Annotated in this window: 25 protein-coding genes; 11 read left to right on the top strand and 14 right to left on the bottom strand. The window is 61.7% G+C overall.

What is annotated here, in order from left to right:
• Positions 1 to 272: 272 nt before the first annotated feature.
• Positions 273 to 1,790 (bottom strand): malonyl-CoA synthase, encoded by a 1,518-nt coding sequence (locus NB311A_RS13140; protein ID WP_009799079.1) that lies wholly within the window; start codon positions 1,788 to 1,790, stop codon positions 273 to 275.
• Between the two features lie 243 nt (positions 1,791 to 2,033).
• On the opposite strand from NB311A_RS13140, the gene NB311A_RS13135 reads away from it, so the two are divergent.
• The 4 genes from NB311A_RS13135 (at position 2,034) to leuB (ending at position 5,555) form a co-directional block, all read left to right on the top strand.
• On the top strand, positions 2,034 to 2,663 hold the full coding sequence (locus NB311A_RS13135; RefSeq protein ID WP_009799077.1) for a cytochrome b/b6 domain-containing protein: 630 nt from the start codon (positions 2,034 to 2,036) through the stop codon (positions 2,661 to 2,663).
• Between the two features lie 15 nt (positions 2,664 to 2,678).
• On the top strand, positions 2,679 to 3,464 hold the full coding sequence (locus NB311A_RS13130) for a molybdopterin-dependent oxidoreductase (RefSeq protein ID WP_009799076.1): 786 nt from the start codon (positions 2,679 to 2,681) through the stop codon (positions 3,462 to 3,464).
• 88 nt (positions 3,465 to 3,552) lie between these two features.
• Entirely contained in the window at positions 3,553 to 4,062 is a 510-nt protein-coding gene (locus NB311A_RS13125; RefSeq protein WP_009799075.1) for a superoxide dismutase family protein, read from the top strand.
• 380 nt (positions 4,063 to 4,442) lie between these two features.
• Positions 4,443 to 5,555, top strand: coding sequence for a 3-isopropylmalate dehydrogenase (leuB, locus tag NB311A_RS13120; protein WP_009799072.1), 1,113 nt, complete (start codon positions 4,443 to 4,445; stop codon positions 5,553 to 5,555).
• Positions 5,556 to 5,633: 78 nt separating this feature from the next.
• Here leuB and NB311A_RS13115 read toward each other — a convergent pair whose 3' ends face one another.
• The gene (locus NB311A_RS13115) at positions 5,634 to 6,017 is read right to left on the bottom strand and encodes a hypothetical protein (RefSeq protein WP_009799071.1); all 384 of its coding nucleotides are present in this window, start codon (positions 6,015 to 6,017) and stop codon (positions 5,634 to 5,636) included.
• 323 nt (positions 6,018 to 6,340) lie between these two features.
• Between NB311A_RS13115 and NB311A_RS22040 the strand changes: the two genes are divergently transcribed.
• Both NB311A_RS22040 and NB311A_RS13110 read left to right on the top strand, forming a co-directional pair.
• Positions 6,341 to 6,484, top strand: coding sequence for a hypothetical protein (locus NB311A_RS22040; RefSeq protein ID WP_009799070.1), 144 nt, complete (start codon positions 6,341 to 6,343; stop codon positions 6,482 to 6,484).
• Positions 6,485 to 6,707: 223 nt separating this feature from the next.
• Positions 6,708 to 7,742, top strand: a complete 1,035-nt coding sequence (locus NB311A_RS13110; RefSeq protein WP_009799069.1) for an aspartate-semialdehyde dehydrogenase — start codon at positions 6,708 to 6,710, stop codon at positions 7,740 to 7,742.
• Positions 7,743 to 7,870: 128 nt separating this feature from the next.
• Here NB311A_RS13110 and leuD read toward each other — a convergent pair whose 3' ends face one another.
• Both leuD and NB311A_RS13100 read right to left on the bottom strand, forming a co-directional pair.
• Positions 7,871 to 8,476, bottom strand: a complete 606-nt coding sequence (gene leuD, locus NB311A_RS13105; RefSeq protein ID WP_009799068.1) for a 3-isopropylmalate dehydratase small subunit — start codon at positions 8,474 to 8,476, stop codon at positions 7,871 to 7,873.
• A gap of 69 nt (positions 8,477 to 8,545) precedes the next feature.
• Positions 8,546 to 8,947: a metallopeptidase family protein gene (locus NB311A_RS13100; RefSeq protein WP_009799067.1), complete on the bottom strand. Its 402-nt coding sequence runs from the start codon at positions 8,945 to 8,947 to the stop codon at positions 8,546 to 8,548.
• Positions 8,948 to 9,075: 128 nt separating this feature from the next.
• Here NB311A_RS13100 and NB311A_RS13095 point away from each other — a divergent pair, with 128 nt between their 5' ends.
• Positions 9,076 to 9,408 (top strand): hypothetical protein, encoded by a 333-nt coding sequence (locus NB311A_RS13095; protein WP_009799066.1) that lies wholly within the window; start codon positions 9,076 to 9,078, stop codon positions 9,406 to 9,408.
• A gap of 236 nt (positions 9,409 to 9,644) precedes the next feature.
• Here NB311A_RS13095 and NB311A_RS22035 read toward each other — a convergent pair whose 3' ends face one another.
• Positions 9,645 to 9,899, bottom strand: a complete 255-nt coding sequence (locus tag NB311A_RS22035) for a hypothetical protein (protein WP_165475258.1) — start codon at positions 9,897 to 9,899, stop codon at positions 9,645 to 9,647.
• 152 nt (positions 9,900 to 10,051) lie between these two features.
• Here NB311A_RS22035 and NB311A_RS20630 point away from each other — a divergent pair, with 152 nt between their 5' ends.
• On the top strand, positions 10,052 to 10,363 hold the full coding sequence (locus NB311A_RS20630) for a hypothetical protein (protein WP_116394770.1): 312 nt from the start codon (positions 10,052 to 10,054) through the stop codon (positions 10,361 to 10,363).
• Positions 10,364 to 10,387: 24 nt separating this feature from the next.
• Here NB311A_RS20630 and NB311A_RS13085 read toward each other — a convergent pair whose 3' ends face one another.
• Entirely contained in the window at positions 10,388 to 10,894 is a 507-nt protein-coding gene (locus NB311A_RS13085) for a hypothetical protein (RefSeq protein ID WP_009799063.1), read from the bottom strand.
• A gap of 288 nt (positions 10,895 to 11,182) precedes the next feature.
• Complete coding sequence (gene leuC / locus NB311A_RS13080; protein ID WP_207382377.1) at positions 11,183 to 12,595, bottom strand: 3-isopropylmalate dehydratase large subunit; 1,413 nt, start codon at positions 12,593 to 12,595, stop codon at positions 11,183 to 11,185.
• Between leuC and NB311A_RS22030 the strand changes: the two genes are divergently transcribed.
• Positions 12,594 to 12,773: a hypothetical protein gene (locus NB311A_RS22030; protein ID WP_165475256.1), complete on the top strand. Its 180-nt coding sequence runs from the start codon at positions 12,594 to 12,596 to the stop codon at positions 12,771 to 12,773. The genes leuC and NB311A_RS22030 overlap by 2 nt on opposite strands.
• A gap of 152 nt (positions 12,774 to 12,925) precedes the next feature.
• On the opposite strand, the gene rplS is transcribed toward NB311A_RS22030, so the two are convergent.
• The 7 genes from rplS to NB311A_RS20625 all read right to left on the bottom strand — a co-directional run bounded on the left by rplS (position 12,926) and on the right by NB311A_RS20625 (position 18,725).
• Entirely contained in the window at positions 12,926 to 13,321 is a 396-nt protein-coding gene (rplS, locus tag NB311A_RS13070; protein WP_040675233.1) for a 50S ribosomal protein L19, read from the bottom strand.
• A gap of 220 nt (positions 13,322 to 13,541) precedes the next feature.
• Entirely contained in the window at positions 13,542 to 14,261 is a 720-nt protein-coding gene (gene trmD, locus NB311A_RS13065; protein ID WP_009799059.1) for a tRNA (guanosine(37)-N1)-methyltransferase TrmD, read from the bottom strand.
• Between the two features lie 82 nt (positions 14,262 to 14,343).
• Positions 14,344 to 14,931 (bottom strand): ribosome maturation factor RimM, encoded by a 588-nt coding sequence (gene rimM / locus NB311A_RS13060; RefSeq protein WP_245256995.1) that lies wholly within the window; start codon positions 14,929 to 14,931, stop codon positions 14,344 to 14,346.
• Positions 14,932 to 15,050: 119 nt separating this feature from the next.
• The gene (gene rpsP / locus NB311A_RS13055) at positions 15,051 to 15,383 is read right to left on the bottom strand and encodes a 30S ribosomal protein S16 (protein WP_009799057.1); all 333 of its coding nucleotides are present in this window, start codon (positions 15,381 to 15,383) and stop codon (positions 15,051 to 15,053) included.
• 96 nt (positions 15,384 to 15,479) lie between these two features.
• Complete coding sequence (gene ffh, locus NB311A_RS13050; RefSeq protein ID WP_009799056.1) at positions 15,480 to 17,015, bottom strand: signal recognition particle protein; 1,536 nt, start codon at positions 17,013 to 17,015, stop codon at positions 15,480 to 15,482.
• Positions 17,016 to 17,283: 268 nt separating this feature from the next.
• Positions 17,284 to 18,000 (bottom strand): SIMPL domain-containing protein, encoded by a 717-nt coding sequence (locus tag NB311A_RS13045; protein WP_009799055.1) that lies wholly within the window; start codon positions 17,998 to 18,000, stop codon positions 17,284 to 17,286.
• Positions 17,997 to 18,725 (bottom strand): GyrI-like domain-containing protein, encoded by a 729-nt coding sequence (locus tag NB311A_RS20625; protein ID WP_083780453.1) that lies wholly within the window; start codon positions 18,723 to 18,725, stop codon positions 17,997 to 17,999. The genes NB311A_RS13045 and NB311A_RS20625 overlap by 4 nt, the downstream gene beginning before the upstream one ends.
• Before the next feature lie 277 nt (positions 18,726 to 19,002).
• On the opposite strand from NB311A_RS20625, the gene dapF reads away from it, so the two are divergent.
• Together dapF and mtaB are read left to right on the top strand one after the other, a co-directional pair.
• The gene (gene dapF, locus NB311A_RS13030; protein WP_040675230.1) at positions 19,003 to 19,875 is read left to right on the top strand and encodes a diaminopimelate epimerase; all 873 of its coding nucleotides are present in this window, start codon (positions 19,003 to 19,005) and stop codon (positions 19,873 to 19,875) included.
• Positions 19,875 to 21,143: a tRNA (N(6)-L-threonylcarbamoyladenosine(37)-C(2))-methylthiotransferase MtaB gene (gene mtaB, locus NB311A_RS13025; RefSeq protein ID WP_009799051.1), complete on the top strand. Its 1,269-nt coding sequence runs from the start codon at positions 19,875 to 19,877 to the stop codon at positions 21,141 to 21,143. The genes dapF and mtaB overlap by 1 nt, the downstream gene beginning before the upstream one ends.
• Positions 21,144 to 21,335: the final 192 nt, after the last annotated feature.

Below are 21,335 nucleotides of genomic sequence, written 5' to 3'. Positions count from 1 at the left end.
ACGTTCAAAATCGCCCTTATGCGAATGGTTGTTCAGAACTATGTCTTCACATTTACTTAACACCAAGCGGCCGAAAGCCGCCGAGGGGTTTTCGGCTCGCGACAGCCTCGTGTCCCGGCTCCGAAGTTCGTATATACCGTTGCAGTAACCTTTGATGCGAACTTCGGAATCAAAAGGACGCGAGCAACTTTATAATTCTTAGTGTGGTTTAGGTCCAAACGTTCGCCTGGCAGACTCGCTGGGCACCGAAAGCGAACGTCTGAATCGTCACACTAGCCGTTCTTGTAGAGACCGGCATATTTGTCCCGCAGAATATTCTTCTGCACCTTGCCCATCGCATTACGAGGCAATTCATCGACAAAGATCGCGTGTTTTGGTATCTTGAACCTCGCCAGCCGACCCTCCAGCGCTTTCAGCACCTGTTCCTCCGTGGGACCTCCGTCCCTGCTGCGGACCACGATCGCCGTAACGCCCTCACCGAAATCCGGATGAGGCACGCCGACGACGGCGCTCTCGACCACGCCCGCCAGCGCATCGATCTCGCTTTCGACTTCCTTCGGATAGACATTGAGCCCTCCGGTGATGATGAGGTCCGTGCCGCGCCCGAGAATGTGCACGTAATCCCTCTGGTCGATCTTGCCGATGTCGCCCGTTATGAAGAAGCCGTCGTGGCGGAATTCGGTTCTGGTCTTCTCCGGCATCCTCCAGTAGCCCTTGAACACGTTCGGACCCTTGACCTCGATCATGCCGACGCTCTCGCGCGGCAGCTCCTTTCCGGTCTCCCGATCGGTGACGCGGACCGAGACCCCACGCAGCGCGGGACCGACGGCTCCGGGAACGCGATCGCCGTCATAAGGGTTTGACGTGTTCATGCCGGTTTCCGTCATGCCGTAACGCTCGAGCACGGCATGACCCGTACGGGTCGACCACGCGCGGTGGGTGTCGGCAAGCAGCGGCGCAGAACCGGAGATAAATAGCCGCATGTGCCTGGTCGATTCTATCGTCAGCGCCGGATGTGGCAGCAGGCGCGTGTAGAAGGTCGGCACGCCCATCAGCACCGTAGCCCGATCCATCATCCTGATGACAACGTCGGGATCGAACTTTGAAAGAAAAATCATCGAGGCGCGTGCAAACAGAGTGACGTTGCTCGCCACGAACAATCCGTGAGTGTGGTAGATCGGCAGCGCATGGATCAGCACGTCCTTTTCGGTGAAGCGCCAGGCATCGACCAGGCTCAAAGCGTTCGATGTCAGATTATCGTGCGTCAGCATCGCGCCTTTGGATCGCCCGGTTGTGCCTGACGTGTAGAGGATCGCCGCAAGGTCTTCGCCGCCGCGCGCGACCGTCATGAAGTCCGGCTTTGCTGTCGCGGCGGCTGCGGTCAGTGATCCCTTGCCCTTGGCGTCGAGCGTCTCGACCTTGGCGTTCACCTTCGATGCGATCGCCTGAATGCCCTCCGCCTTCGACGGGTCGCAGACGACCAGCGACGGCTCGGCGTCGGCAATAAAGTAGTCGAGTTCGTTGAGCGTATAGGCGTCGTTAAGCGGCAGATAGACCGCGCCGGCGCGTGCGGTGGCGAGATAGAGCGCAAGATTTGGCACCGACTTTTCGACTTGTACCGCCACGCGATCGCCCGGCCTGACGCCGCGCGCCACCAGGATATTGGCCAGCCGTCCCGAGAATGCGATCAAATCGCCATAGCTGATGCGCCGTCCTTGCAGGGTTTCGATCGCGAGCAGATCCGCGTCGTGGAGTTCGTCGAACAGGCGCGAAAACAGGTTGGCGTTCATGACGGCTTTCCGTTAGCGATCATATATCCGCCCGCAGCGCGATCGGGACGGCAGTTTGGATGACAAGGTTGCCCATTTTGCAAGGCGACGCAGCGGGGGGGGGGGGGCGCGAGCGGGCGGACGGCCGGGCTCGCGCTTTTGTGAAGCGGATATCGCGCAAGCCCGGGATGATATGCGGGAATGCCTTCGAGTATACCTACAAGCTCCGTTATTTGACGGGCATGTGAATATCTGGATCGAACCATGACGAGTATTCCAGCCGGTGATCGCCCCGTGGTATCTCAACCTGCCAAAGCGATCCAGCCGGCGTGGGTGCGCATCTCTCACTGGATCAATGCTGCCGCGATGATCGTGATGATTCTGTCAGGCTGGCAGATTTACAATGCCTCGCCGCTGTTCAATTTCACCTTCTCGCCCTTTGTCACGCTTGGCGGATGGCTCGCGGGCGGGTTGCTGTGGCACTTTGCGACGATGTGGCTGTTGATGGTCAACGGCCTCATCTACCTCTTGCTTGGTCTCGCCACCGGTCGCTTCCGTCGCAAGCTGCTGCCGATCACGGCCTCGGGCGTGGCGGCCGATGCCAGGGCGGCGCTGGCCGGAAGGCTGTCTCATGACGATCTATCGCGATATAATCAGGTGCAGAAGCTCTTGTACGCGTTCGTCATCGTCGCCGGGATCGTGGTGGTGCTGTCGGGTCTTTCGATCTGGAAGCCGGTCCAGTTTCAATGGCTAACCGCCATGTTCGGCGGTTATGACCTCGCGCGCTATGTGCATTTCATCTGCATGGCGCTGATTGTTGCCTTTCTCGTCGTGCATGTCGCGCTCGCGCTGCTGGTGCCAAAGAGCCTGCGCGCCATGATCGCCGGTCACTAGCTGGGAATTTGAGTCATGCGCCGGTTCCGTTCGCTTCTGATCCCGGGCGTCGATAAGAAGCTTCTGGTCAAGGACGCCGCGAAATTGCTGCCTGATCCGGCGCGCCGTCGTTTTATCGCGAGCGGGGCCAGCCTTGGCGCGCTGACCTTGCTGACCGGATGCGAGGTGTCCGACAGTTTATCGGCGGAACGCCTGCTGATTCAGATTTCGAAATTCAATGACAAGGTGCAGGCCGCGATCTTCAACCCGAACACGCTGGCGCCGACCTATACGGAGGCCGACATCACGCGGCCGTTTCCGTTCAACGGTTACTATGCCGAGGACGAGGCGCCGGATATCGACGGCGAGGACTACAGGTTCGAGGTGAGAGGTCTGGTCGATAACGAGAAATCGTGGACGCTCGATGAACTTTACCAGTTGCCGCAAGCTACCCAGATCACGCGGCACGTCTGCGTCGAGGGCTGGAGCGCGATCGGAAGCTGGAGCGGGACGCCGCTGCGCGATTTCCTTAAGTTGATCGGCGCAGATACAAGCGCGAAATATTGCTGGTTTCAGTGCGCCGATGTCGATGGCTATAACAGCCCGCTGGACATGGCGACAGCTCTGCATCCGCAGACCCAGATGACATTCAAGTTCGACGGAGAAATCCTGCCGCGCAAGTACGGCTATCCGATGAAGATCAGGGTCCCGACCAAGCTCGGATTCAAAAATCCGAAGTACGTGATCTCCATGGAGGTCACCAATCACTACAAGGGCGGCTATTGGGAAGATCAGGGTTACAATTCGTTCAGCGGGCTCTGATGTGGCTGGCCGCCGTCGGTAGCTGCTGTTATAAGGGCCACAACAACGATACTTTCCTGAAGCCCTGATTCCGCAGCGGAGATTTCCCATGATCGCTCGTGCCCTGTTCGCAACGACGGCTCTTCTTGCCCTGAGCGTGACCGCGGTTTCTGCCAATTCGGCCAAGGCTCTGCTGAAAAACCTCGAAGGCGCCGATGTGGGTAAAGTCGAACTCATACAGGTCAATGACGGCGTTCTCTTTAAGGCCACTCTGAAGGGCCTTCCCGCTGGGGAGCATGCGTTCCACATTCACGCCGTCGGAAAATGTGAGCCGCCTTTCAAATCGGCAGGGGGGCACTTCAATCCGGACAATAAGAAGCACGGCATGATGGCGGCCGGTGGCCATCACGCCGGAGACCTGCCGAACATCGTCATGCCTGCTTCCGGCGAATTGAAGTTCGAAGTGGTCAATACCGCCGTCACGCTGGACAAGGACAAGCCGAATTCGGTTCTGAAGCCGGACGGCACGGCCATCGTCATCCACGCCGCCGCCGACGACTACAAGACGGACCCGACCGGTGAGGCCGGGGGCCGCATTGCCTGCGGCGTCATCGAGTAGAACTGCCAGAAATAGTGACTGCGCGGTTCGCGCTGTTGCCGCGGCTTCGATCGTTGCGGCCGCACGAAGTTGCGCGCGTTGTGATGGCTTTTGATGGCAAACGATGCGGCGCGAAGCGTCTTGCCAACGGCGCAACACCGTCCTAGAGCTTTTCCGCTTCTGATGGAATCAGAAGCGGGCTCTATGATTTTGATTTGACGCTTTTCTTCACGCGAACCGGCGTCCACTTCGCTTGAAAACGCTATAGCAATCGGCAACATGCGATGTCATAGGCATTGCGCGGGCGGCCTTCATTGCCTTCAGGCGGGAGGATGGACCGGGCGTCGGAGGAAGCACGCGTTCGCTTTCCCGGCCATGACGAGGGTTTCGAGGGTTTTGTGATGGCGACGTACAAGCTGCTTCTCCTGCCCGGCGACGGCATTGGCCCCGAGGTGATGGCGGAGGTGAAGCGGCTGATCGGCTGGCTCGACACGCAGGGTATCGCCAAGTTCGAGACCGAGAAAGGATTGGTGGGCGGCGCGTCCTATGATGCCGACAAGGTCGGCATCACCGACGCCACCATGGCGAAGGCGCTTGCCGCCGATGCCGTATTGTTCGGCGCTGTCGGCGGCCCGAAGTGGGATTCGGTGCCATACGAGGTGCGGCCGGAAGCGGGCCTGTTGCGGCTGCGCAAGGATCTCGCGCTTTACGCCAACCTGCGTCCGGCGATCTGCTATCCGGCGCTCGCGGAATCCTCCAGTCTAAAGCCGGAGGTGGTCGAGGGTCTCGACATCATGATCGTGCGCGAGCTGACCGGCGGGGTCTATTTCGGCGAACCGAAGACCATCACCGATCTCGGCAATGGCCAGAAGCGCGCCGTCGATACGCAAGTCTACGACACCTATGAAATCGAACGTATCGCGCGCGTTGCCTTCGATCTTGCGCGCAAGCGCCGCAATAAGCTGACCTCGATGGAAAAGCGCAACGTCATGAAATCGGGTGTGCTCTGGCACGAGGTCGTGACGCAGCTGCATCAGCGCGAGTACAAGGACGTCGCGCTGCAGCATCAGCTTGCGGATTCCGGTGGCATGCAGCTCGTGCGCTGGCCGAAGCAGTTCGATGTGATCGTGACCGATAATCTGTTCGGCGATATGCTATCGGACATCGCAGCGATGCTGACCGGCTCGCTCGGCATGCTGCCGTCGGCTTCGCTCGGTGACATCGATCCGAAAACCAACAAGCGCCGCGCGCTCTATGAGCCGGTGCATGGCTCCGCGCCCGATATCGCAGGCCAGGGCGCGGCAAATCCAATTGCAATGCTGGCCTCGTTCGGGATGGCGCTGCGTTATTCCTTCGACAGGGGGGAGCTGGCGGACAAGCTCGACGCCGCGATCGCCGCCGTGCTGGCGAAGGGCCTGCGCACCGCTGATTTGAAGTCCACGGGCGCGACCGTGGTCAGCACGTCGCAGATGGGTGAAGCGGTTGTGAAGGAGCTTCAGGCGCTGCACGCCTGAACGCAAGCTGGAGACAATCCTCCAGCAGGACTTCCTGGGTGGGGCGAATGCCCGGGCGGTGGTCTGCGAGGGAAGCGATCAGTAGAGCGGGAATCCAGTCGGGTATCGGCCGCCGAGATCGGCCGGCGAACTGAGCGGCTGCCGGTCGATCGGCCGGTTCAGGTTCTCGCGGGCGAATGAGGGATAGCCGACGGAAGGCGGAAAGGCATAGTCGGTGTACTTGCGCTCGCCCGGCAACACCTCGGTGCCGGCATCCAGCCAGGACCGTCTGGTGATGTAGACACGCGTGCGGGGGCCGGACTGGTACGACACGTTGGGGCCGCTCGGACCATAAGCACCGTTGCGATCGTGCCTGGGCCGGGCGCTCGCGTCGGTGGCGCTGAAACCGACGAGGGCGGCCGCCGCAAGCAACAGCGCGATGGTTTTCGCAGCCCCGGTCGCGCTGGAGAATTTCAAGGTCATCACGTCCTCAATGAATCCGAGTGATTGCCTTTTTACCGCCCAGTTGGCTCACGCCACAAGCCCAATCGGGCCACACATTGCGAGAATAATGCCGAGGACGACGAAATGTTGCTTGGGATCCGGCGCTCCGGTCCAGAGTCTTTACCGCTTCTGTGGAGTCAGAGGTGGGGACCCCGAGATTTGATCTGAGTGTTTACTTCCTGCCACCCAGTGTCCACTTCTCGCCTGCAAACGCTAAGTTCAGCGGCTAGGAGGCCGTCCTTGAGAAGCTGCGGTCTGAAGCGGTCGCCACGCGGCGATATGAGTTTAAGATACTGTTTTCAATGAATTATCTATCCCGTCAGGGCGTGTATTCATACCTGTTCGTCGGCCGCAATCTGCGTTCTGTGATTGGTGAGCAAGAACCCGTACGCCCGGGCGGCGAAGCCGCGCTGGCCGGACGGATTTTGTCAGGTGGCGCCGGTTGAATCGGTCCCCTGGGAACCGTGGCCGGCGTTGTCTTAAAGGCGTTTCTCGCTTAGAGTCTGTTTCAACTGCGTTGAATCAGACTCGTCGCTTATCTTTTTGTTTGAGCATGATCTTTTCCGAAAACCGGTTTCCACTTTTCGGGATCATGCTCTAGAAGCGCAGCGTCTTCTCTTGTTTCGCGCCGGGGCGATGAGGGAAGCGATTTTCTTCGGAGAGTGAACGATGGGTTACAAAGTCGCGCTGGTCGGAGCGACCGGCAATGTCGGGCGTGAAATGCTCAACATTCTGGACGAGCGGAAATTCCCCGCGGACGAGGTGGTTGCGCTGGCCTCGCGCCGCAGCGTCGGCACCGAAGTTTCCTACGGCGATAAAACCCTGAAAGTCAAAGCGCTGGAAAACCACGATTTCAGCGACACCGATATTTGCCTGATGTCGGCCGGCGGCGCTGTGTCGAAAGAATGGTCGCCGAAGATCGGAGCGGCCGGCGCGGTCGTGATCGACAACTCCTCAACCTGGCGGATGGATCCCGACGTGCCGTTGATCGTGCCCGAGGTCAACGCGGACGCGGTGACCGGTTTCGCCAAGAAGAACATTATCGCCAATCCGAACTGCTCGACCGCGCAGCTCGTCGTGGCGCTGAAGCCGCTGCACGACAAGGCCGTCATCAAGCGGGTCGTGGTCGCGACCTATCAGTCGGTGTCCGGAGCGGGCAAGGAGGGGATGGACGAGTTGTTCGCGCAGACCAAGTCTGTCTATACCGCGAGCGAACTGGTCAACAAAAAGTTTCCAAAGCGCATCGCCTTCAACGTCATCCCCGAGATCGACGTGTTCATGGAGGACGGCTACACCAAGGAAGAATGGAAGATGATGGCGGAGACCAAGAAGATTCTTGATCCCAAAATCAGGCTGACCGCGACCTGCGTGCGCGTGCCGGTGTTCATCGGCCATTCGGAAGCTGTCAGCATCGAGTTCGAAAAGCCGATCACGCCGGATGAGGCGCGCAGCATCCTGCGCAACGCGCCGGGTTGTCTCGTCATCGACAAGCACGAGCCGGGCGGCTACGTCACGCCGTACGAATCGGCGGGTGAAGACGCCACCTATATCAGCCGTATCCGCGAGGACGCGACGGTGGAGAACGGCCTGTCGATGTGGGTCGTGTCCGACAACCTGCGCAAGGGCGCGGCGTTGAACGCAGTGCAGATCGCCGAGTGCCTGATTAACCGCAAGCTGATCAGCGCCAAGCAGAAAGCCGCCTGATTTCTGGAGTCCTTCACCGCTTCGCGGAAACGGTGAGGGACTCTGGCTTTTTGATTTGATGCGTTTCCGTCGCGCGAACCGGTATCCTATTTGCTCGAAGACGCTATAGGACTGCCGGCGGAAGCGGGTCAGGCCCAGGCGCGTTCGCGCTTGGCCTTTTCTTCGTAAGCCTCGATCGCCGGCTTCTTTTCCATCGTCAGTCCGATGTCATCGAGGCCGTTCAACAGGCAATGCTTGCGGAACGGGTCAATCTCGAACTTCAAAGTGCCGCCGTCGGGTCCCCGGATTTCCTGATTTGCGAGATCGATGGTCAACGTCGCGTTGGCGCCGCGTTCGGCGTCGTCGAACAGCTTGTCGAGGTCAGCTTGCGACACGCGGATCGGCAGGATCCCGTTCTTGAAGCAGTTGTTATAGAAGATATCGCCGAACGAGGTGGAGATCACGCAGCGGATGCCGAAGTCGAGCAATGCCCATGGGGCGTGCTCGCGCGAGGAGCCGCAGCCGAAATTGTCGCCGGCGACAAGGATTTCGGCATTGCGATAGGCCGGCTTGTTGAGAACGAAATCCGGATTCTCCGAGCCGTCTTCCCTATAGCGCTGCTCCGAAAAAAGTCCCTTGCCGAGGCCGGTGCGCTTGATGGTCTTCAGGTACTGCTTCGGAATGATCATGTCGGTATCGACATTGATGATCTTCAGCGGCGCAGCGACGCCTTCCAGCGTTGTGAACTTGTCCATGGCAGGAATCCTAATACCCTGGCACTCTAACCCGGTCCCGGCCTCAATCCAAGGCGCAATCCTGTGAGCCTAATCTGCCGCCTGCGCCTCGATCGCCTCCATCTCGGCATCGGAGAGCCCGAAGTGATGGCCGATTTCATGAATCAGCACATGGGTGATGATATGGCCCAGTTCTTCGTCATGCTCGGCCCAGTAGTCGATGATGGGACGGCGGTAAAGCCAGATCAGATTGGGTAGCCTGGCAACGTCATCCTGGCTCTGGAACGGCAGGCCCGTGCCCTGGAATAGTCCCAGCAGATCATATTCGCTGTCGGCTTTCATCTCGTCCAGCACCTCGTCGGTCGGGAAATCTTCGACACGGATGATGAGACCTGCGCACAGGCGCCGGAAATTCTCGGGCAGGCGGGCAAAAGCCTCGCGCGCCATGGTTTCCATGTCAGTCAGCGAGGGGGCCTTGGCGGAGATCCACATGGCGTTTGTCTAGCCCGCGTTTCGTGGTCGCCGCACCTGTTTTTCGCAAACCGGGGCGGTGTTGCGGTTGACGCGGGCGCGGCAATCGGAGACCGTCCATGGTGGACAGAGATAATCGGGGCGCAGCCATGGACGTCAGGATGACAGCGGGGGGGCTTGCGACGGGAGCTGCGATGCTGCTCTTGCTGCTGGTGCCGGGAACGTTGCTTTTTATGTACAGCGCCCAGGCGCAAACCACTGTGAGAAACATGGATCGCGCCGCTCCGTTTGATGTGTCGGCACAGACTCGCAAGCGGCGACCGCGCGTGCGAATCTATCGCGAGGACGAGCGTGGGGTCTATCCGAGCTATAATCCGGGCGCCGACGCGGTACGCGACTGCACCGCGCATTATGTGCAGGAATTTCGGCCGAGCGGGACGGTGATCGTTCCGCGGATGAACTGCTACTGGCGTCACGGTTAACTGTTCAATTCAGGCGCGGTTTGATGGGGAATCGCGGCAGTTCGGTAACGCTATCCGCACATATAAAGCATATTGCCGCAGGTCCATTGCAGGCGCATTCACGTCGCATTCACTTCCCGGCTCATAGCCTTGTCACTGGTGTCTCGCTCGCGCGTCACGGCGGCGATGGATTTATCTGCCTGATGTCGCGGTTACTTGTCCCACCCAAGGAGGTCTATATGCTCTTGAAGAAAATTCTAGGATTGGCCGCTCTCGGCGCGCTTCTGATTGTCGCGACTCCCGCGCAGCACGCGCAGGCGGCGACTCCGGTCGTTCCGGGGATCGTCGCCGGGCAGAGCGACGCAGGTAAGCTGACGACCAACGTACAGTGGGGACATCACCACAACCGTCATTGGCGGCATCACCATCATCACCGCCGCCATTGGCATAACCATCGTCACCACCGCCACAACTGGAATCGTCATCATCATCGCCACCACCATCATCGTCACTGGCGTTGATGATCCAGGTCGGGAGTTCGGCGAAGCCGGTTCCCGCCATGTCGAGCAGGCTCGCTGTGCGGGCCTGCCTTCTTTGAAGCGTGGCGGATCTTTCGAGAAACGTGTCATAATGACAGTGCACGTCGATCCACGGAGCAATCGCCATGAAAAGATATCCGGGCGTGAGTTTCGCTGCTGCAATTCTTGTATCTTGTGGCATGCCATTAGTTAAAAGCGCGCAGGCTGCCCCGCGCTTCGGTGCTGTCGCCACGCAGCCGATGACGCTCACCGAGGTCGTTGCGGCGCGGCATGCCCATCGCCCGCATCGCGGATATCGCCTCAGGCGTCATCGCGCGCGCGTGTACGTGCGTGGTCCCTATCAATCTTACTATGGACGGCCAGATTACTACGTACCGGCAGGACGGGCTCCGTTCTTTCCGTTCGGCTTCGGCTACGGTCTCGATCCGTCCTGGTGAGGTCATAATTGGGGCCAATGCCGATCAGATCGGTAGTCGCGCTTTTTTCGCCGCATCGTAGATTTCGATGCGCAGGATCGGAAAACGCGACTTCAAGTCGGTCGCGGCCTGCTTCGCCTGGTCGAGCGTCTCGAACTGGTTCTTGAAATGCCCGTCGACCTGTAGCGTAAAGCCGGCTTCCGGCGGCACGTCGGCGCGCGGGGCAGGACTGGATATCGGTTTGGTCGTCGTAGCGGCAGGCGTCGGCGGCACAGCCATGGGTGCCGGAATCGGCGTGGTGATTGTGCGGGCCGGTTTTCGCGGCAAGGTAAGGGCATCCCGCGGCACGGTCGCGATCGGCTTTTCAGCCGCGCCTGGAGCGGCCTTGCTGTTACCCTTCACGACCTCCGGCCTCGCGACCTTGCCTTTTGCGGACGCCAGCTTTGCAGGCGTCCTCGTGGGCGTCTTCTTTGCCGATGCCTTGGTATTGGCGGTCGAGCGCGGCATTTCAGCCGGCTTGCGAGGGGGCGCTTTGGTTTTGGCTGTTTTCATCCGGCATCTTGACTGACGGTCCGTCGGCGACCAACCCGGCAGTCGAGGCAAGCCGGATCGCCGTCGCACCCTTGCTGACAGCTTGTTCGATCGACGATCGAGCGGAAACGGATCGGAAGCTCCGCCCTGCCGGACAAGCGTGCACGGATAGTCCGGGCACTGCGAAAACCCCGTTCGGCAGAAAGCGACGCGGCGCGCCTCGATCACATGGCTGTGTTGTGCTTCATTGCGGTGTCGAGTGCAAGGCCATCATGCTTCGCTTGAAAACGCTTTCAAGCGAAAGAAGGTTCAAGGCCATTCGCGTATATCGACGAAATGCCCTGCGATCGCGGCTGCCGCCGCCATCGATGGCGACACAAGATGCGTGCGGCCCTTGAAGCCTTGCCGACCCTCGAAATTGCGATTCGAGGTGGAAGCACAGCGCTCATCCGGCTTCAGCTTGTCAGGATTCATCGCAAGGCACATCGAGCAGCCGGGTTCTCGCCATTCGAATCCGGCCTTGATGAAGATCTTGTCGATGCCTTCCGCCTCCGCCTGTTCCTTCACCAGCCCTGAACCGGGCACGACCATGGCATTGACGTTGCCGTTGACCGTCCGGCCATCCGCGATCTTCGCGGCGGCGCGCAAGTCTTCAATGCGACCGTTGGTGCAGGAGCCGATGAAGACGCGGTCGAGCTTGATGTCGGTGATTTTCGTACCGGGGCTCAGGCCCATGTAATGCAGCGCGCGCTCCTTCGACAGCCGCTTGGCCTCATCCTCGATGTCGGCGGGATCCGGCACCTTGCCGGTCACGGCGATCACGTCTTCAGGACTGGTTCCCCAGGTCACGATCGGCGGCAGCATGGCGGCGTCGAGCCGGATCTCGTGATCGAAGTGCGCGCCTTCATCGCTGCGCAGATTTTCCCAGTACCGCATGGCCGCATCCCAACCGGCGCCCTTCGGCGCTTTCGGCCGGCCTTTCAGGAATTCGTACGCCGTCTCGTCCGGCGCTATAAGGCCGGCGCGCGCGCCGCCCTCGATCGACATGTTGCACACCGTCATGCGACCTTCCATCGATAGCGCGCGGATCGCTTCGCCGGCGTATTCCAGCACGTAGCCGGTGCCGCCTGCGGTGCCTATTTCTCCAATGATGGCGAGGATGATGTCCTTGGCGGTGACGCCATCCGGCAGCTTGCCGTTGACGACGGCGCGCATGTTCTTCGCTTTTTTCTGGATCAGCGTCTGGGTCGCCAGCACATGCTCGACCTCGGATGTGCCGATGCCGTGCGCCAGCGCCCCGAACGCGCCATGGGTTGAGGTGTGACTGTCCCCGCAGACGATGGTGGTGCCGGGTAGGGTGAAGCCCTGCTCGGGGCCGATGACGTGAACGATGCCCTGTCGCTTGTCGAACTCGTTGTAGTATTCGATGCCGAAATCCCGGGCGTTCTGCGCCAGCGCAGCGATCTGCTCGGCGCTCTCCGGATCGGGATTGGGCTTTGAGCGATCGGTGGTCGGTACGTTGTGATCGACCACGGCGAGCGTTTTCTCGGGCGCATGGACCTTGCGTCCGGCGACGCGCAAACCCTCGAACGCCTGAGGCGACGTCACCTCGTGAACGAGGTGACGGTCGATGTAGAGCAGGCAGGTGCCGTCTTCGGCCTCATGCACCAGATGATCATTCCAGATCTTGTCATACAGGGTTGTCGGTTTGGACATGGACATGAACCTGTTGGAATTCTTGAAGCGGGGCGCGCAAACCGCACGCAGCACAATCGCTGACGTGAGGGTGCAGCGTCAGGCCGCCGAGGTCGCGAACCGTCCGAAGAAGCGCCCCGGCAAACGGCTGCGATCGTCGATCACGATGCGGGCTGGGAACCGGCCGATGTCGCTGCTGATCTGATCCGTAACCATTGCGTCTTTTACCATGGCGGCATCCGCCGCGACAATCAAACGACCGGCGGCCTTCCGGATAGATAGTCTTGATCGCCGCAACAAAAAAGCGCGGTCGTCGCCGCGCTTTCGAAAATTTCGGGAAGCCGGGGCGGCTTGCGTTCAGTTCGTCGCGGCCTTCTTGTCCGGCCTCTCCTGCTTGTCCTGCTTTTCGACGATGCGCGCCGACTTGCCGCGCAATTTGCGCAGATAGTAAAGCTTGGCGCGGCGCACCTTGCCGCGGCGCACCACCTTGATCGAATCGATCATCGGGGAGAGCAGGGGAAACACGCGCTCGACGCCCTCGCCGTAGGAAATCTTGCGGACCGTGAAGCTCTCGTTGAGCCCGCCGCCGGAGCGGCCGATGCAGACGCCTTCATAGGCCTGCACGCGGGTCCGCTCGCCTTCCACCACCTTGACGTTGACGATCACGGTGTCGCCGGGGCCGAACTCGGGGATGGTCTTGGTCGCCGACAGCTTGTCGAACTGCTCTTTTTCGAGCTGCTGAATGATGTTCATTGCAATCTCCATCGGCGGCGCGCCCGGCCGTATGTGGGGGCTGCGCGGAATTCATCTGTCCAGTGGCGCGCATTCCGCAAAAGTGGATGCCGGTTCTGCGAAAAGAATACGCGCAACACAATAAGTTAGAGTATTTTCCAGCGGCAAACCGGATTCCACTTTGCCTGAAAATGCTCGCTGCGCGAATTTGGGCTTCCTATACGGCAAAGCCGTCGCGTTGTCACCCGTCTGTCTTGCTTTTTGGCGGATTTTGCCTGGTCCTGGCTGCCCAGAGGTCTGGACGGCGGGCTTTCGTCAAGGCTTCCGCCTCGGCCTTGTGCCAGGCCGCCACCTTGGCGTGGTCGCCGGACAGGAGGATGTCGGGGATCGGCCGGCCCTCGAATTCCTGCGGACGCGTGTATTGGGGATATTCGAGGAGCCCGTGCGAAAAACTCTCATCCTCGCCGGATTCCGTCTTGCCCATCACCCCCGGCAGAAGCCGGACGCAGGCGTCGATCAGCGCCATCGCCGCGATTTCACCCCCTGACAGCACATAATCTCCGATCGAGACCTCTTCGAGCCCCCGCGCATCGATGACCCGCTGGTCCACCCCCTCAAAACGCCCGCAGACGATCAGCGGGCCGGGCCCCGTGGTGAGTTCCGCCACCCGTGACTGGGTCAATGGCCGACCACGCGGACTCATCAGAAGGCGCGGTGTCTCCGGCGAGGTGTTCGCGGCGTCGATGGCCCTGGCCAGCACGTCCGCGCGCAGCACCATGCCCGGGCCGCCGCCGGCCGGGGTATCATCGACGCTGCGGTGGCGGTCGGTGGCCGAGTCGCGGATATCCCGAGTTTCGAGTACCCAAAGGCCGGCGGCCAGCGCCCTTCCGGCGAGGCTGACGCCGAGCGGGCCGGGGAACATCTCCGGGAACAGGGTCAGGACGGTCGCGCGCCAGGTCATTCGAGGGGACACCAAGCCGGTAACTCAGGAATTGTCATGGCCGGGACAAGGCAGCATGACGAAGGTATCGCACGTGGCTCTGTCAGTCGAAATCCGGCTTATCGCCGCCGATTTCGCCGGGAATTTCAATCACCACGCGTCCGCCGGCGATGTCCACGGTCGGCACCACGGCATCAGTGAACGGCAGCAGCAGGGTTGGACCCTGCGCAGGCGCGATCTCGATGATGTCACCGGCGCCGAAATTATGAATGGCGGCGACGGTTCCGAGCGTCGTGCCGGCGGCATCAACGGCGGCAAGACCGATCAGGTCGGCGTGGTAAAATTCGTCGTCGTCCGTCTTGGGCAGCTTGTCTCGCGCGACATAGAGTTCGGTGCCGTTGAGCCGCTCGGCCTCCTCGCGCGTGGTCACGCCCGTGAACGTTGCGACGAGGTGGTCCTTGGCGGCGCGCGCGTGCGCCACCTCAAGCTGCCGCGCGCCATCCCTTGTCGTGAGCGGGCCGTACCGCATCACCGACATCGGGTCTTCGGTGAACGTCCACAGTCTTACCTCGCCGCGCAGGCCGTGCGCGGCGCCGATCCGGGCGACGCAGACCCGTCTTTCCTTCTCCCCTTGTGGGAGAGGGTGGTGAACGCCGTCAACGACGGCGTGAACCGGGTGAGGGGGCATCATCGACGGCGTCTTGCTCCTCACCCGCCCTCGCTCCGCTCGGGCACCCTCTCCCGCAAGGGGAGAGGGTGACTCCCGCGAACCATCGAATGGTTTCCGTGGAGCCACACGCGTTCTTCAGCTTACGCCTTCGCGGCGGCTTCGGCCTGCGCCTTGCGCTCCTTGCGCGGCACGGCCTTCACGGGGTTGTTACGCGGTGTGCGCTTCTTGACGCCGGCGGCATCGAGAAAACGCGCGACGCGGTCCGACGGTTGCGCGCCCTTGGCGAGCCAGGCCTTGACTTTGTCGAGGTCGAGCTTGAGCCGGTCGGCATTGTCCTTCGGCATCAGCGGATTAAAGTGGCCGAGCCGCTCGATGAAACGGCCGTCGCGCGGATAGCGGGAATCGGCGGCGACGACATGATAGACCGGCCGCTTCTTGGTGCCGGCACGGGCAAGGCGGATCACGACGGGCATAAAGTTCTCCTTTTGAGGTCTGTCTGGTGAATGAGGTCTGTCTGGTGAATTCGTTGTGCCGCTAAAGCAGCGGCGAAATGTGTGAAGCTGTTCGTCTCATTTTTTCTTCCGGGGGAAGCCGAGACCGGGCAGCGGCGGCTTGCCGGTCAGTCCGGTGAGGCCGGGAAGATTCGGCAGGCCGCCGCGCAATCCGGCCGGCAGGTCTTTCGGCAATTGCGGCAGGCCGTCGGCGCCTTTCGGCATTTTGTCCGCGAGCGCCTTCATCTGTTCAGGGCTCGGCATGCCGGCGCCGAAACCCATGGCTTGCGCGATGCCGGCGAGGGGACCGCGCTTACCGCCTCCCATCATCTTCATCATGTCGGCCATGCCGCGATGCATCTTGAGGAGCTTGTTGATCTCCTCGACCTTCTGGCCGGCGCCGGCGGCGATGCGCCGCTTGCGGCTGGCCTTGAGGATTTCGGGGTGCTTGCGCTCCTGCCGAGTCATGGAGTCGATCACGGCGACCTGACGCTTGATGATCCTGTCGTCGAGGCCGGCCGCGGCCATCTGGTTCTTCATCTTGGAGACGCCGGGCATCATGCCCATCAGGCCGGAGATGCCGCCCATTTTGGACATCTGCAGCAACTGCTCGCGCATGTCGTTGAGGTCGAACTGGCCCTTGCGCATCCGCTCGGTGGTGCGCGCTGCCTTTTCGGCATCGATATTGGCGGAGGCTTTTTCGACCAGCGAGACCACGTCGCCCATGCCGAGGATGCGGCCGGCGATACGGGAAGGATGGAAATCCTCCAGCGCGTCGGTCTTTTCGCCGGTACCGATCAGCTTGATCGGCTTGCCGGTGACCTGACGCATCGATAGCGCGGCGCCGCCGCGCCCGTCGCCGTCGACGCGGGTCAGCACGATGCCGGTGAGGCCGACGCGTTCATCGAACGATCGCGCGAGATTGACCGCGTCCTGGCCGGTGAGCGAATCCGCGACCAGAAGCACTTCATGCGGATGGGCGGCGGTTTTGATGTTCGCCGCCTCAGACATCATCTCTTCATCGAGCGTGGTGCGGCCGGCCGTGTCGAGCAGCACCACGTCGTAGCCGCCGAGCTTGCCGGCCTCCAGAGCGCGGCGAGCGATCTGCTCCGGCTTCTGCCCCACCACGATCGGCAGCGTCTTGATGTCCAGGTCGCGTCCAAGCACCGCGAGCTGCTCCATCGCCGCCGGACGATAGATGTCGAGCGAAGCCATCAGCACTTTGCGTTTGTCCCGCTCGGTCAGTCGCCGCGCCAGTTTCGCGGTCGTGGTGGTCTTGCCCGAGCCTTGCAGGCCGACCATCATGATGGTGATCGGCGGAACGGCGTTGAGATCGATGGTCTGGCCGTCAGAACCGAGCGTGGCGATCAGTTCGTCATGAACGATCTTCACCACCATCTGGCCCGGCGTCACCGATTTGACGACGGTCGCGCCGATCGCCTGTTCGCGGACCTTGTCGGTAAAGCTGCGCACCACGTCGAGCGAGACGTCGGCCTCCAGCAGCGCCCGGCGCACCTCGCGCATGGCGGCATCGACATCGGCTTCCGTCAGCGCGCCGCGCCGCGTCAGCCGATCGAGAATGCCGCCAAGCCGTTCCGACAGATTGTCGAACATGCCGCTTCCTTTTCTTTACCTCTCCCCGGCGGGGAGAGGTCGGACGGCGTAGCCGTCCGGGTGAGGGGGCACCTCAGTGCCTAGCCGGTCATTCGACCGTCAAAGCTCGTTCCAAAACACATTTGCGCCCGAGGGCGCACAGCGCTGTCGGGCGTTGACCTCCGGCCCCTGCGGCCGGTCGGCGGGTCGAAAAGAACATCTTTTCGAGAATTCAGGCGGATTTACAGGTACCCGCCTGCCCGAGTCAAGCTGATCAGCGGGCCGCGTCTCATGGCGTTCCCTTGATCTCCCAGGAGACGCCGACCGTCACGCGAAGCGTCTCCTCGCCGGGCGCGATGGCGGCCTCCGCGGCCATCGGCGCCGCGGCACGGCGGTACAATACCGGCACCGCGCTGCCATGCTCCGCAATGCTGACCGGCGCGCCGAGCGACACACCCGCGGCCTTGGCATAGATCTCCGCCTTGCGCCGGGCGTCGGCGATCGCCTCGGCGCGCGCGTGGTCGAGCAGCTTCGATGCGTTCGAAACCGTGAAATTGATGCCGCCGATGTCGTTGGCGCCGGCCGCAGTGACCGCATCGATCACGCCGGCCATCTTGGCTATGTCACGCAGTTTGACGGTGATGCGGTTGGTGGCGCGATAGCCGGAGAGGACGCTGGGGCCCGAGCGATTTTGATTGGTGTATTGCGGTTGCAGCGACAGCCGCGAGGTCTGATAGTCCTTTTCGGCGATGCCGGCGCTTTTCAGCGCGGCCAGCACCTTGCTCATGGCGGCATTGTTGGCTTCGGACGCTTCGCGCGCCGTCTTGGCGTCGGTCGTGACCCCCGCTTCGATCTCAGCCAGATCGGGCGGCGCTGAAATCGTGGCCTCGCCGGTTACCGAGATCGTCGGCGGCGGCGCATCGGCTTGCGCCGGCCGCGAGATCAAGGCGGCGACGGTCGCAACGGCGATGGCGAGCGTTATTCGATTCTGCATGGCGGTTCTCATTTCAGCGGAACGTAGACATCGATGACCAGATTGTCTTCCTCAGTCTTCAGTGGATCGGTCGTATATTCCTCGATGAAGGTATCCTTGGCTTCAAGTTTCCGGTCGTCCAGGGTGTTCGTGATCGCCTCATAGGTGTTGTCCATGTTGTCATAAGAGCCGCGATGCACGAACTTCAGCGCCTTGCCTTCGGGTGATTTACCCATGCTCATGTTCTTGGGCAGGTTCTTGATCTCCCGGTCGACGGGGGTTTCCGCCAGAAACGAAAAGCCGTTATCGTCAGTTGAAGTATAGACGATCATCATATTGCCGGCGGGCTTGACCCCCTGTTTGTCGAGAACGGCGGCCAGCGACTTGAACGAATCAATCAGCGTCTCGAACGCGTTTTCCCAAGTGGCGGTGTTTCGCAACGTCAGGACCATCTTCGGCGTCAGCGTGGTTTCCTCGCCGAAGGGGTCCGCCGTCTGCATGGGTGCGGTAGCCGGCGGCTTCGGGGCTTCGGCTGTCGGGTCTTTCGGCGTCTGCACTTCAGCAGGGGGCGGGACGGGGGTTGCCGGTGCCGTGCTTCCGGGCGGGGTCGGTGCTGGCGGCGGGGCCGGGGATTCGGGCGCCGTCGCGCCGGGAGGCGTCGCGGGCGGGGTCTGGGCAAGTACGGCGGAAGGCCCCAGGGACAAGGCCACCGGGATCATTGCGATCGCGAGGTGGCGAAAAAGGCGGGGGCGGTTCATTGAAGGGGTCTCCCTGGTGCTGGCCGACGTCTCGCGCTGACCGATATCCGCAAGACCCGACCCTTGGCCGCCCTTGCGGCGGAATTATGCGAGGCCTGACAAGCTGCTCTGATATCCGACTCGCGACGGAGTATGTCATGAGACATATGTCATGCCGCATCGTGGCGGGTGTGGGGCGCCGACAAGGATTTGCGTGACACTGGTCAACCGGCGCGCATTCGCCATATAAGGTCGCGGAAGGCGGATGCCGGAAACGGACGCCGGAAACTGGAAACCGATGGGCGCGCTCGCAAATCATGCTTTCAGCAAGATGAATGGCATCGGCAACGAGATCGTCGTTGTCGATCTTCGTGACAGCCCTGCCTCGGTCACGGCGGAAGAGGCGCGTGCCGTCGCATCGCCGGCGGGCGTTCCTTATGATCAGTTGATGGTTCTGCAGCCCCCGCGGACGCCTGGCACCGAAGCCTTGGTTCGCATCTACAATAAGGATGGCTCCGAGGCCAATGCATGCGGCAACGGCATGCGCTGCGTGGCGCGCCAGATATTCGAGGCTTCAGGTAAGGACGCGCTGACTTTCGAGACGCGCGCCGGGCTTCTGAACTGCTGGCGAAACTCCGCGCCTGGTCTCTACACCGTCGATATGGGACCGCCAAAATTCGGCTGGAGGGATATTCCGCTCGCCGAGGAATTCCGCGATACCCGCTATATCGAACTCCAGGTCGGGCCGATCGACGCCCCTGTGTTGCATTCGCCGTCCGTGGTCAGCATGGGCAATCCCCACGCGATCTTCTGGGTTGACGACGTGAATGCTCATGACCTTGAGCGTTTCGGGCCGCTGCTGGAAAATCATCCGATTTTTCCAGAGCGCGCCAACATCACGCTGGCCCATATCGTCGACCGCGATCACATCGCGATGAGGACTTGGGAGCGCGGCGTGGGCCTGACCAAGGCTTGCGGCTCGGCGGCCTGTGGGACGGCGGTCGCGGCGGCGCGACTCAAGCGGGCCGCGCGCATCGTTCATATGATGCTTCCCGGCGGCGACCTGACCATCGAGTGGCGCGAACGCGACGATCATGTGCTGATGACCGGTCCGGCCGTATTCGAATACGAAGGCACCTTCGATCCGGCGCTGTTCGCCTCGGTGGCCTGATGCCGGTCGACGTCGTCACCTTCGGCTGCCGGCTCAATGCCTTTGAATCCGAAGTCATCCGTCGCAATGCGGAAGCGGCCGGCCTTGACGAGATCGTCATCATCAACAGTTGCGCCGTGACCAACGAGGCAGTGGCGCAAACACGTCAATCGATCCGCCGCCTAAGACGCGAGCGGCCTTCGGCGCGCATTGTCGTCACCGGGTGCGCCGCGCAGATCGAGCCGGCGATGTTCGCGCAGATGGCCGAGGTCGACCGCGTGATCGGCAACGATGACAAGATGCGGGGTGATGCGTGGCGCGCCGCGCGGGCCGCGTTTGCTGGGTCTGATGTGGCAATCCCGGCCGAGAAGAAAATTGCGGTGACCGATATCATGGCGGTGACCGAGATGGCGCCGCATCTCGTCGATGGCTTTCGAGGCGGACTACCGCGCGCTTTCGTGCAGGTGCAGAATGGCTGCGATCATCGCTGCACCTTCTGTATCATTCCCTTCGGACGCGGCAATTCCCGCTCGGCGCCGATGAACGTGATCGTCGATCAGGTTCGCGCGCTCGTCGAGGCGGGTCACGTCGAGGTCGTGCTGACCGGTGTCGACCTCACAAGCTATGGCGCCGATCTTCCGGGCCGGCCGCGACTGGGCGGACTGGTCAAACAGATCTTGCAGCGGGTCCCGGAGATGACGCGGCTTCGAATTTCGTCGATCGATTCGATCGAGGCGGATCGCGATTTGCTGGATGCGGTCGCGAACGAGGAGCGGTTGATGCCGCATTTGCATCTGTCGTTGCAATCCGGAGACGACATCATCTTGAAACGGATGAAGCGGCGGCATTCGCGCCGGGAGGCCATCGAGTTCTGTGCGCAGGTGCGGCGGCTGAGGCCGGACGTCGCCCTCGGCGCCGACATCATCGCCGGCTTTCCGACCGAGACCGATGACATGTTCGCGCGGTCGCTGGATCTCGTTGCCGAATGTGATCTCACTTTCCTGCATGTGTTTCCGTACTCATTGCGGCCGGGTACGCCGGCGGCACGGATGCCGCCGGTCGCGGCTGAAGTGATCAGGGATCGCGCCGGGCAGTTGCGGGCGGCAGCGGGTGCCGCGTTGCGGCGGCGGCTGGCGGGGGAGGTCGGCGCAACGCGCCGGGTGCTGATCGAAAACGTCATCCAGGGTCGCACCGAGCACTTTCTACCGGTCGCGATCGCGGGAGACATGCCCGGCACCGTGCGGACGATAACGGTCACGGGGCACGATGGTAAGCGGCTGCTGCCTTGATCCTGTTGCGCTCCGGCACGGCTTGGGCAGGGTTGACGAGATCGACGAGATCGATGACTGAGTCCTGCGTTTCGCGGTCCAGGCGGCGCATAGGGGGCCAGCCGAGCTTTCATCATGGGTAAATCAAAGACTCGGTTGGCCGGACTCCGTTAACGATCACCCCCGCCTTTTACTCCGGGGGACGGAACCATG

Origin of the sequence: Nitrobacter sp. Nb-311A, assembly GCF_000152905.1 — a bacterium.
Taxonomy (GTDB): Bacteria; Pseudomonadota; Alphaproteobacteria; order Rhizobiales; family Xanthobacteraceae; genus Nitrobacter.
Note: the sequence above shows the minus strand (reverse complement) of the source record. Positions and strands in the feature narration are given on the sequence as shown.